This window comes from Mesorhizobium sp. f-mel (assembly GCF_053850215.1).
In genome coordinates this window covers 1-11,903 of record NZ_JBSPTO010000056.1, presented here as the reverse complement: position 1 = coordinate 11,903, position 11,903 = coordinate 1, and the positions used below count along the sequence as shown (strand labels likewise).

General features: G+C 60.4%; 5 protein-coding genes and 2 pseudogenes. 5 read left to right on the top strand and 2 right to left on the bottom strand.

The window, feature by feature from the left end; translation table 11 throughout:
* Positions 1-138: 138 nt before the first annotated feature.
* Positions 139-1,908, bottom strand: a complete 1,770-nt coding sequence (locus ACWUKX_RS30450) for an adenylate/guanylate cyclase domain-containing protein (protein ID WP_456010374.1) — start codon at positions 1,906-1,908, stop codon at positions 139-141.
* Between the two features lie 241 nt (positions 1,909-2,149).
* On the opposite strand from ACWUKX_RS30450, the gene ACWUKX_RS30445 reads away from it, so the two are divergent.
* Positions 2,150-5,449 (top strand): ATP-binding protein, encoded by a 3,300-nt coding sequence (locus ACWUKX_RS30445; RefSeq protein ID WP_456010372.1) that lies wholly within the window; start codon positions 2,150-2,152, stop codon positions 5,447-5,449.
* An 18-nt stretch (positions 5,450-5,467) separates the two neighbouring features.
* Positions 5,468-6,148: a peroxiredoxin-like family protein gene (locus ACWUKX_RS30440; protein WP_029349548.1), complete on the top strand. Its 681-nt coding sequence runs from the start codon at positions 5,468-5,470 to the stop codon at positions 6,146-6,148.
* A 45-nt stretch (positions 6,149-6,193) separates the two neighbouring features.
* Here the strand turns inward: ACWUKX_RS30440 and ACWUKX_RS30435 are convergent, their stop codons facing one another.
* Entirely contained in the window at positions 6,194-9,166 is a 2,973-nt protein-coding gene (locus ACWUKX_RS30435; RefSeq protein WP_456010370.1) for a glycosyltransferase, read from the bottom strand.
* A 160-nt stretch (positions 9,167-9,326) separates the two neighbouring features.
* Here ACWUKX_RS30435 and ACWUKX_RS30430 point away from each other — a divergent pair.
* The 3 genes and pseudogenes from ACWUKX_RS30430 to ACWUKX_RS30420 form a co-directional block, all read left to right on the top strand.
* A pseudogene (locus ACWUKX_RS30430) lies at positions 9,327-9,478 on the top strand (IS110 family transposase); the annotation flags it as partial.
* A 618-nt stretch (positions 9,479-10,096) separates the two neighbouring features.
* On the top strand, positions 10,097-10,762 hold the full coding sequence (locus tag ACWUKX_RS30425) for a coiled-coil domain-containing protein (RefSeq protein WP_029349544.1): 666 nt from the start codon (positions 10,097-10,099) through the stop codon (positions 10,760-10,762).
* Between the two features lie 7 nt (positions 10,763-10,769).
* Positions 10,770-11,903: pseudogene (locus ACWUKX_RS30420) on the top strand (OmpA family protein); the annotation flags it as partial.

The window sequence follows — 11,903 nt, the reverse complement described above, 5'->3', positions numbered from 1 at the left end:
CACTGGAATGCCGAAACTACATCGAAAACGCCGGATACAAGTCAACCTAAATGCGAAAGGCTCTAGTGCGCAACCGCAAGCGACGGTGATCTATCGGTGAGCCTCTGGCGTCTGATCCGGCCGCATAGGCCACACCTGTCATTGCACGACACCGGCCTTGCGGAGCCCATCCACCACGTGTTCGAAATCGGCAGGGTTCTTGTAGGGCAAGACTTTGCGACGGTATTCCAGCGAATAGTCGGGATTGACGCGAAGCACCTCCTGCCATGCCGCGCGGGCCTCGGCGAAACGGCCCAGATGGCCGTAGCTGGCGGCCAGAAGCGCGCGCGAGACGTCGGTGACAGCGTTGCGAGCCAGCCGTTGCATCAAGAGGTCAACGGCCTCTTCGTACCTTCCTAGCTGAAACGAGGCCAAAGCCTGGAAGTGCAGAAGCACATCCGGAAAGTATGGATTCAAAGCCTTCCCCCGGCCGAAACTCTCGAGGGCGTCCTCGGATCTGCCCGAATAGTACAGCGCCTCGCCGAGGGCGACGTGCCCTTCAGCGAAGTTCGGATTGAGGACTATCGCGCGCTCGGCCTCGTTGATGGCCCCATCGTGCCGTCGTGAGTACAGCTTGACGATAGCCAGCGCCCAGTGCGCCCAGGGATCGCTGCCATCCAGCGTTACCGCTCGCGTTGCGACCTCTTCCGCTTGCGCCATCGATTCTGGCGGCGACGCACTCCACCTGTTCAGGTAATCGAGTCCGTGCGTGAGGGCGAGGAACGCGTGGGCAGAGGCAAACATCGGGTCCAGTTCGATGGCACGTTGCAAGAGGTTGCGGGCTGCGATGTTCGTCTCCTTCGTCAGCCGGTGCCACAGCTCCCGGCCCCGCAGGAAACAGTCATATGCCTCCGTGTTGCGCGGGTGCTCGGGCGCCAGCCGCTGACGATCACCCTCAGTCAGATTGAGCGCCAGCGCATCGACGATCTGCTGCGTCACGTCGTCCTGCACGGCGAATATGTCGGTCAGGTCGCGATCGAAACGCTCCGCCCAAAGATGGCCGCCCGAGGTTGCATCGATGAGCTGCGCGGTGATGCGTACCCGGTTCCCCGACTTGCGTACGCTGCCCTCAAGTACATGCCGCACGCCGAGCTTGGTGCCCACCTCCTGCACATGGACGTTCTGGCCCTTGAAAGTGAACGACGAATTGCGTGCTATGACGAAGAGCTGCGACAGTTTGGACAGCGCCGTGATGATATCTTCAGAGATGCCGTCGGCGAAGTAGTCCTGTTCGGCGTCACCGCTCATGTTGGCGAACGGCAAGACGGCGATCGACAGCTTTGGCGGCGCTGCCGCCGGCCGGCTCGGCGCGGTTTCCGTTGTCGCGGCCGCCTTGGTCCCGGCGCTGCCGACTTGCAGGGAATAGACCCGGATCGGCTCGGCGATGTTCTTGAGCTGTGTGCTGCCGAGATCGCTGACCGAGAGGTCGAGCCTCGCCTTGACCTGGCGATAGGCATCCTCGGACAGGCAGATGGCGCCGGGCGCCGCGACGCCCTCCAAACGCGAGGCGATGTTGACGCCGTCGCCCATCAGGTCGCCGTCGCTTTCTTCGACCACATCCCCCAGATGGATGCCGATCCTGAACTCGATGCGGCGGTCCTGCGGCACGCCGGCATTGCGCTCAACCATACCATTCTGAACCTCAACGGCGCAGCGCACGGCATCCACCACACTGCGGAACTCTACCAGCGCCCCATCCCCAGTGCGTTTGATCACCCGCCCGTGGTGCACTGCGATGGTCGGATCGATCAGGTCGCTGCGCAGTGCCCGCAACCTCGCCAAAGTACGATCTTCGTCCGCGCTCGCGAGCCGGCTGTATCCGACCACATCTGCAGCCAGGATTGCGACTAGCTTACGATTCTCACTCATGGGTCCGTGTCCTCATCTCCACAATAGCAGGAAGACGGAGGGTAAGAGGGAACTTTCGCAAACGACGGCCACGCAGCCGCCCGAATCGGCAGCGCTCTGCCACCGGACCCACACGGATCGCTCGATGCCCATTTGCGCTGCCGCTTGCCGGTCGACGGCTATCGGTGCATCCTTGTTAATAGCCTGCCGTGAAGTGCGTGGCGAGATCACGGCGTCACGGCCTCTAGTGAGGTCTTGTTCGATGGACTGCTCGGGCTGCGGTTTCGAGGTTGAGGGCGGTTACGCCTTCTGTCCGAGGTGTGGCAGGCGCCAGCCCGTGCCATGCGTCAGTTGCGGCTACCCCTGCGCACCTGATTTCGAGTTCTGTCCGAAATGTGGGGCAAGCGTCGGTGCGCCCGCAAAAGCCGTTGAACGGCCTGCTCCGACGCCAAACCGGACCATTGTGCCGCCTTCTCGAACTCCGTCGCTCCTTCCGAATATCGAAAGCGAAGATGGGCTGCATCCCGTCTCCGACGCCGATCGACGGACGGTCACGGTCCTGTTCGCAGACCTTTGCGGCTTCACGACACTCAGCGAGCAGCTCGACCCCGAGGTCATGCAAGCGCTGCAGAACCAACTGTTCAAGGAATTGACGGCGGCCGTGCGAAACTTTGGTGGTTTCGTCGACAAATTCATCGGCGATGCACTGCTCGCTTTGTTCGGTGCGCCGGTCGCGCATGAGGACGATCCGGAACGTGCGCTTCGCGCCGCTCTCGACATGATCGCCCGGACGGCGCGGCTCGGCGAAAGCACCCCCCACTCCGGCTCGCCTCTGTTACTCCACATCGGCATAAACACTGGTCCGGTCGTTACTGGCGGATTGGGCATCGGCACCGCCAAATCCTATTCGGTGACCGGGGACACAGTGAATACGGCGCAACGCCTGCAATCGCTGGCCGCACCGGGTGAGGTGCTGGTAGGCGAGCTCACTCACAGGCTGACCCGGCATGCCTTCTCCTACGAATCGCTGGGTGATGTCGTGTTTCGCGGCAAGGCTGGCAGTGTGCTCGTCCATCGACTGGATGCACCGCTCGCGACGCCGCGTGCAGCGCGTGGGCTTGAGGCGCTCGGCCTCAGTGCGCCGATAATAGGTCGTAGTGCGGAGCTCAATAGAATGATGGCGAGCCTTGACCAGGCGTGCAGCGGCTCGGCCCAACTTGTCCGCCTCGTCGGAGAAGCCGGTATCGGGAAATCGCGGCTGGTGAAGGAGTTCGTCGCCCGCGTCAGCGACGAGGATCGTTTTCGCAACGTCGCCGTGCGGCTGGCCACGTGCTCACCGCTGGGCGAACAATCATTTGGCGCCTTGGGCGCAGTGGTGCGCAGCGCTGCCGGGATGATGCAAAACGACAGTGGGGACGAAGTGCGGGGGAAGCTCGCAGGCTTGCTTACCGATCTCGGCCTGCAGGGCGAGGAGGCGAAGCGACTGATGCCTTTGCTCTACCATGTGCTCGGCCTTGGCGACCCCGATGCCACCTTGCAGCATGTCGAGCCCGAGCAGCTGCGGCGGCAAATTCTCTACGCAGTCCGCACAATCATCGAACGGCGGCTTGCGCTGTCGCCGCTGTTGATTGTCGTCGAAGACCTGCACTGGGCCGACGCCGTGTCGCTCGAGGCACTACGTTTCGTGATGGACAGGTTGGAACGCACGCGGTTGATGTTGCTGGTCACGCATCGTCCGGCGCGGGACAACGGCCAGCTCGACTCAAGTCGGGTCAGTCACACAGCGCTCAGGCTTTCGCCGCTCAACAATGATGACGGACGCAGCCTGCTGGCGGCGCTTTTCGGCGAGAGCTGGGTAAACTCCGCAGGAGGGCTTCTCGACCAGATCCTTGAGCGCGCGGGCGGCAACCCCCTTTTTGTAGAGGAGATCGTCCGCGGCCTTATCGATCGCGGTGTACTGATACGCGAGGGCCAGCGATGGCGGACTGTGGCAGGCGAAGTCGCAACCGGCATTCCCGCCACTATCCAGGCAATGTTGCTTGCTCGCGTCGACCGGTTGCCCCAAGAGGCGCGCCGGCTGGCCCAGGAAGCCGCGGTAATCGGCCCGCGCTTCGATGCCACACTTCTGAAAGCCGTGACAGCCGACCCCGGCCGGCTAGAAGCCGGCTGCGAACTGCTTTGCGATGCGGAAATCATCGAGGAAGTTGCCGGATCAGGCTCGGTCTCGTCGCAAAGCTACCGCTTCACGCAAACATTGCTGCAGGACGTGATCTACCAGAATATGCTCCTGCAACGCCGGACCGAGATCCACGGGCGGGTCGGTGCTGCCTTGGAGCAAGTGTGCGGCGACAAGCCGGAACGGCTCGAGGATTTGACCGTGCTCGGTCATCATTTCGCACAGAGCGCCGAGCGGGAGAGGGGCGCGCATTATCTGCAGGCGGCGGGCGATCGCGCTCGCATGATATACGCCAACGACGACGCCCTTCGTTTCTACGAGCGAGCACTGACTGCGTTGGGCGCGATCGGGGAAACACCGCTCAAACTGGCAATTGCAGAGCGCATTGCCGATTTGAGCGGCCCGATAGGCCGCCGCGAGATCGCGCACCACCACTACGAGACGGTGTTGCAGGCATACCGCGAGTCAGCCAATCGTGTGGCATCGGCGCGAGTTTTGCGTAAGATCGGTCGGCTGCTCTGGGACGTCGGCAAGCGGGACAACGCAGAATCCCGCTATGCTGAAGCGGCAGCGCTTCTCGATGGAGCGGATGCCCCGATCGAGCAGGCGCATCTCTGGCAAGAACGTGGCCGACAGGCGTTCCGTAGCGGAGATCACGCTCTCGCGGCAAAATGGGCAGACGCGGCGCTGGATTGCGTAGGCACTCTTACAACGGAGGATGTCTCCGAGGCGGGGTGTGATGCCACTCTTGTGACCGCCGAGGCACTTAATACCAAGGCTGTTGCGTTGGCTCGCCTTGGGCGAAACCGTGAAGCCGTGCGTCAGGTTGAGCATAGCATTGAATTGGCCGAAGCCGCCGGTCTACTGGGCGCGGCCTGCCGCGGCTACACCAATCTCGGCGTGCTTTACACGACCATCGATCCGGCACAGGCAATGGATGTCTGTCGGCGCGGTCTTGAAGTGGCGCGCCATATTGGTGACTTGGGTTTCCAGGCGCGCCTCCTCGCCAATCTGGCGGTCGCTTGTTGTACTTTCACGGATCGCTGTCCAACGGAGGGCGTGCCTGCTGCCGAGAAGGCCATCGAGATCGACCGGGCGCTCGACCAGCGCGAGCACCTGCCGGTGCCGTTGATCGTGCTTGCGCAGATCCACCAATGCCACGGCCGTCCGGAACTGGCGGTTGGCTTGTTCCACGAAGCACTGGACGTAGCCCGCGAAACGGGCGAGCCCCAACTGCTGTTTCCGTGCTATGATGGTCTGGCAACGCTTAATCTCGACCTCGACAATCTGGCCGAGGCCGAACGCTACTTTTCCCTGGCGCAGGGTATATGCGCCCAGCACGGGCTCGACCCGGAAGCGCTTGTGGTGCTGCCTTTTCTCGATTAGCCGGGTTGGAGGTTGGAAATGTCCGCGCGTAGTGACTTGGTACCGCTTCAACCGGGCGACCGTGCGCCGAACGTGGTACTCGACGCCATTACCAAGGAAGGCAAGATCGCGCTTGACGACTTTCGCGGACAAAAACCGGTGCTGGTCGGCCTGTTTCGAGGTCTGCATTGTGCGTTTTGCCGGCGCCATATCGCCGCCCAGGCGCGGCTTGATCCGGAGCTGCGCGAAAAGGGCGTGGAGAGCCTGACGGTGGTCAACACGCCGATCGAACGAGCGCGTCTCTATTTCCGTTACCACCCGATGCCGAATCTGCTTGCGGCCTCCGACCCTGAACGCGCTTCACATCGTGCTTTTGGACTCCCCAATCTCGAATTCACCGAAAACGAGACAAACTGGCCGTACAAGGTCTCGATGGCAGCGGTAAAGGATATGCGGGTCGACATACCAAGCGAGTTGCCCGGTCCTATGGATCCTATTGCGGCCGGCGAGATCCTCGACAAGAGGGACCATTACGAACTGACCGAAGCCGACGAGCAGATGATGGCAACGGGACACGGACAACTGGTCGGTCAGTTCCTGCTGGACCGGCAGGGGATCGTCCGCTGGAGCTTCACGGAGGTTCCAGAGGGTGGGCGATACATGTTTGGGGCGCCAAACCCGCAGGAGCTGATGTCAGCGGTGTCCCAAGTCGCCCAATAGATTTGCGGACGAGGTAAACGGGCGGGACATTGACAAGTTCAGCGTTCATTCGAGCACGGCCTCGACCTTGGCAACAAAGTCATCGAGCGAGCGATCCCCGCGAATCTCGATGCGCGGAAGGTCGATGGGATCGCAATCGAGGTCCGCCGGGCCGTGTCTGCCGCCGAAGCCGATTCGATAGCCGCACTCCTTGGCCAGCCTGCCAAGCCGTCGGTCGGTGACAGAAAAGGGTGCCGCGAACGCCGTGGTTAGCCGACCGGTCCACCGTTCGATGAACATACGAGCGCGAAGCAGCTCGCTGGCCAAGTCAGAGCTCGACAGACCATCTATGGCGCGATGCGTCGCCAGATGGCTTCCGAAGAACGCACCTTCGGCAGCGAGGCGTCGCACCGTCCCGGCGTCCATAAGCTGCGTTGGCGGACCGCTGTCGGCGTCCCACAGTGCACTTTCACCCACCAGGTCCGTCACCAGGAACACTTCCGCGGTCAGGTCGTTCGCGCGCAAGATCGGCCAGGCATGGTCGGCAAAGTTCTGGAAGCCGTCGTCGAAGGTGATGAGCACTGGGCGGCCAATGAAAGGTTGACGGTTGGCGATGAACCATTCCAGCTGCTCGGACCTAATCGCGTGAAAGCCATTGGCGCGCAGCCATGCCATCTGGCTGTGGAATGCGGCGGGCGTGAGCCGAAAACGGGCGAGCGCGGCCGGACCTTCATCGGAGACGCTGTGATACATGAGGACAGGGATACGCTGTCGCCGCTCGCTCCGCGCAACGTCGCGGCGCAAGGCCCGCGCCCCGCCCCAGACGATATTTCGCGCGACCCCGATTTCAAGGGGCGCGCGGATTGGCACTTGATCAATGATCGGTTCCGTCGCCACGTCGTCCGGTGACAGGCGGCGGAAGCGGTCTATGCGATAGAGCTCGGTCTGGATCGATTGATCGAGGACGAGGCCTTCGGTCCCTGCCAGCGTCCCTGAGATCGCTTGTGCACCGAATGTGTTCCAGTCGAAGCCGGTCCTTTCAACATTGTCACGTAACACGAATGCGTGTGCGTTGATGAAACTGCCGCCAGGCGCCAATGCCTCAACGATTTTTTTGGCGATGCGCCGCAACTCGGCGAGATCATCCAGATAGTAGAGCACTTCCGAACAGACGATCAGGTCCATCTCACCGGGCAGCGTGTCCGCGCAGAAATCCAGTACGCCGAACTCAACATTCGGCTGATCGCTGCATCGCGCGCGCGCTCGCCCGATGGCTACGGCGGAGATGTCAGTTGCCGTCAAATGGCCCACTCGCGGCGCCAGCTGCCGCGTGAAGTGCCCCTCCGCGCAGGCCAGCTCAAGCGCCCGTCCGATCGGACCGGCAGGCAGAATTTCGAGCTGCCGCTCATATTTTTCCTGCTCATAGGACGAACCGTAGTTCCAGGGATCCTCGGTCGCGAAACGGCGATTCCAGAACGACGTGCGATCATTGTCGTGCCCATCCGCGGCCGATGCGCGGCGTGGCGCTGCAAGCGGCTCTGTCGCTTCGGCGCTCGACCGAACCAGCCGCCGCGCTTCCGCGGCCAACCGCGCGAGTTTGCCGAAGTGGCTGTCCCGATCAGACCGGCGTCCCGCGATGGACAACAATGCCTCGGCTGCAAACATGTTTGACTTGTCGGCACCGGCGCCCTGTTGCGGGGCATGTACAGGCGATCGCCTCGCAAGTCGCGCGGCACTGTGTATAAGCCGCTCGGGGGGCACGAAATTCCGGATCAATTCAATCCAATGGCGCCTTGTCACTTTCCCGAGTACGCCGAACTGCACGACAGCCTCGATCTGGCCATCCATCATCAGATAGGCATAAATTTGATCGATTCCTTCCGGAAGTTCGATCGAGGTCGGATTTCGAATATCGACGCGAATTCCAAGCGTCCGCGCCAGCCTGCGCGGCGCGGCAAGATCGTCGAAGTCGAGAAGCATTTCCTCGAGCTGATACTGGACGCGGCGACTCGCGACGGGATCGTCCCAGACCTTGCCGAGTTCGGTGATCAACTCGGTGAGGGAGCCGCCGAACCTGTCCCACCTGGCAGCCAATTGCGCTGGCACCGACAGGCTTCCTACCATAAGGCCATCGAAGGCCACCTTGGCGATCTCACGCGCCCACTTACGTCCTGCCGGGAGTGCGCGCAGGGTCTGCGGGCTGATCGAGCGGCGGCCGCTGCCGCAATCCGACGCGGCGTTCCACAACGCGAACCACGCGAGTGCTTCGGAAGCGGTGCGGCCGTTCGCCTCGAGCGCTCCATTGGCGTGTGCCGAAGCTGGCTGTTTGACCCTGGGATCAGGAGAAAAGCCGCGGGCGATCACGATTTCCGCATCGGCCAGCATCTGCGTCGAATTGCGGGTGAGCGATTTGGGGCTGGTCCGATAAAAAGCGAGCGGCTCGTCGACCATCACCCAACGTTTGCCTAGACGTGCGAGGCGCTGCCACAGATCCCAGTCCTCGCAGGTGCGCAGCGAAACATCGAAGCCGCCCAACTCGACAATTGTCTTCCGGTCGACGAGCAGCGCGTGAGTGCGGATGGCGCACCGGCGCGCGAATGTTTCGAAGGGCTGGATCGCAACCTCCGTCGGGATGCTCGACGGGGTGAGTTCGCCATCGGGCATCACGCGCCGGGAACCGCAATAGGCGGCGACCGCATCGGGCGCGGGTTCTAGTGCGGCCAGCATTTTCGCAAGGAAGCTGGTGTCCACCCAATCGTCCGCATCCAGGAACATGAGCCAGCGTCCGCGCGCTGTCGAAATCCCGCTATTGCGCGCGCCGGCGGCGCTATACGCGCAAGAGCTCAGCGTCCGAAATCGGGCATCGCGCTCCACATAACCGGCGACAATCGCGGCGGTGGCGTCCGTGGAGGCGTCGACGACGACGATCGCCTCCCAGTCCATTATTTCCTGATCGAGAAGGCAATCGAGTGCGCGCGCCAGCGTTACCTCCGCGTCGTGCGCAGGAACCACGATTGAAACCAAGGGATCATGCACCACGCCGTCTTACCCGTGCCTGGTTTGAAGGTAGAACAAGAGTCCCGAAACATAGCCGGCGATTTCCTGCCAAAGGGAACGGTCATCAGGGACGCTGCGTCCAAACAGTCTCCTGCGAACTCTTCCGAGCCGCCGCGACGCCGCCATTTGGCTGCAGAGCGAGCTTGCTCCTGTTGTGCTACCGATGCTGGAAGCCTGGCGCAGCATTCGCATCCGTGCCGCCGAGCTTGGGCGCCAGCTGTCGCAGATGCACGTCAAAGCCAAGCATGCCGCATACTCATGTCGATCCCCGGAGTCGGCACCATGACCACAAGCTGCGGTCCCTGGCACCGTATGAGTGCAACAGCTACGGCAGACTGACGTCTTTTGCAATCGGGGGCACCGTAAATGCAAGCCCACTGAAGCTTTGGTGTGAATGACTGCCGTTATTGGGACAATTGCTCCCCTCCTGTCGACCGAAACGCCTCGATTCCGAGGTGCATTCTCGAACAGCCATTCTCCGTGCGAAAGAAGAACTCCCTTCTACCGTTGGGCCCGCATCGGAAGCGGATCGTCGCAGTATACAGCCGGGTGCGAGACAGTATGTGCGCCGCATGTGCGCCGCCAGAGCAGCTAATTTAGATACTTCTAATGTGCCTGCGCTACTTAATTGCGCTCCAGTAGCTATAGCCGGACATTGTATTACTCATTTCGATAGTAGATTGCGTCCAATGGTCGATCAGATTAGCCGGTTATGGCTGCTATCACAAAGAGATGCGAGAGCGACACCAATCGGAACTCGTGCATTTGCTGCTAGTCGAAGAGATGTAAAAGGGACGCACGAATTGGCTTACGTCAAGAAGATTCCGGCTTGCGAGCCGGGTATTTTGCTGACATGTTTGGGTGTTTTTCAGTTTTGCACTGTGGCAGGTGTTCAAATGAAGGGGCATAAGGATGGCTAAGGAATCTTCGAGTACCGCTTCTTCAGCAAATAAAGCGGACGAAAATCTGATAAGTAATGCAGACGGGAACGGGCTGGCCTTCATGGGGGTCCAGGCTCGCGAGAGCGGGGTCTCCGGCGACGCTGTAGGTGTCGACAAGATACGTGATCTGCTGTTCGGCAACCAGATGCAGGACTACGACCGCCGTTTTTCCAAGCTTGAAGAACGGTTCTTGCAGCGCTTCAAGGATGTCGAATCCGAGGCCAAGCGCAATCTTGAAATGTACGAGTCAAATGCAAAGAAGCAGGTCGAATCGCTCGCGGCGCAATTGCGGAACGAAAAAGATGCACGAGCCGAGGCCGACAAGGAGATTGACCGGAATCTTCGCGAGCAAAATCAGGCGCTTGAAAAGCAGGTGCGCGCGTTGTCGGATCAATTGAGCGAGCTTGAGCGCGAAGTTGCGGACCGGATAAATCGAAGCGATCAATTGCTGCGTGAGGAAATCAAGCAAAAGAATGAAAGCATTCAGATGCTAATGGAGAAAATGTTTTCCGATCTCAGCAACGTCAAGACCGACCGAAATCTTTTGGCTGGCCTGTTTGTCGAGGTTGCAAAATGTCTAAATCAGGATCCCGTCGGCAGCAAGAGCAACTCGGAACGTAGCTGGAAAGTGAGTTGATCGGAACTTGACGTCGACCGTCGACCCAATCAGCCTTCCTCAAAGAGCAGCTTCGAACGATACAGAGATTGATCGCGAGGCTCTGGCTAATCTTTTGGTCGAAATTGCCCGGAACGTTGATCCGGACTATCGTGCGCGTTTCCACGGAGTTCCCACCGCCGATCCTCGCATGGAAACGCTGCGTCAGTTGCTGGTCGGCCGCGAAATTTCGGAGCTTTCACGAGTTTCGCACCTGCTCGACGAACCTGAGCAGCTTGCGTCTGCAGTTGGGGGTGTTCTCCCCAGTGCAGCCGCACGTGCGCCTCATGCGCAACTCGGCGAGGCACTTGCGCCAGCTGTCGAGAGGGCCGTGCAACGGTCCATCCAGAAGAGCCCGCGTACGCTTACGGATATACTATACCCGGTGTTTCTGCCGGCAATTCGCAAGTCGATCGGGGAAAAGATCGATCAGACCTTTCAGTCGCTGAATGAAACTTTAAGACATATTTTTACCTGGCATGGGCTCAAGTGGAGATTTGAAGCTTGGAGAACGGGTGCAAGCTTCTCAGAAGTTGTTCTTAAGCATTCTCTTGTCTATCGTGTAGAGCATGTCTTTCTGATTAACCGCAATTCCGGGCTTTTGATAGCGCATGTAACTGCCGATAATGCAACGAGCGAAGATCCACAACTCATTTCTTCGATGCTTAGTGCAATTCAAGATTTTGTTAAAGACTCATTTAACGAGAAAGAACAGAGCGGCCTCGACACTATCCGTTTCGGGGAGCTTCGTCTCTGGTCGGAAGTTGGACCGTTTGCGACCTTGGTCGCAGTGATCCGGGGAAATCCGCCCGAGGAATTACATGAAATAGTTCGCGATGTGTTGCTTCGCATCCATGATGAATGCTCACAGGCTTTAGAGCAGTTTGACGGCGACAGTTCGCAGTTGGCCGGCGTAGAGACGCTGTTGCAGACCTGCGTTGAACTGAAGCAGGAGGACTCTAACCAGGGATTTCCTTGGCTGGTGGTGGCTGCAGTCCTGCTGGTTTTGATTCCGGCAGGCGGTTGGTTCCTTCTTTCCTGGCAATCCGGGCAACGCTGGCAGGCCTATGTGTCGCGGCTGAGTACCCAGCCGGGCATCATCGTTGCCGAACAAAAGGTGCGC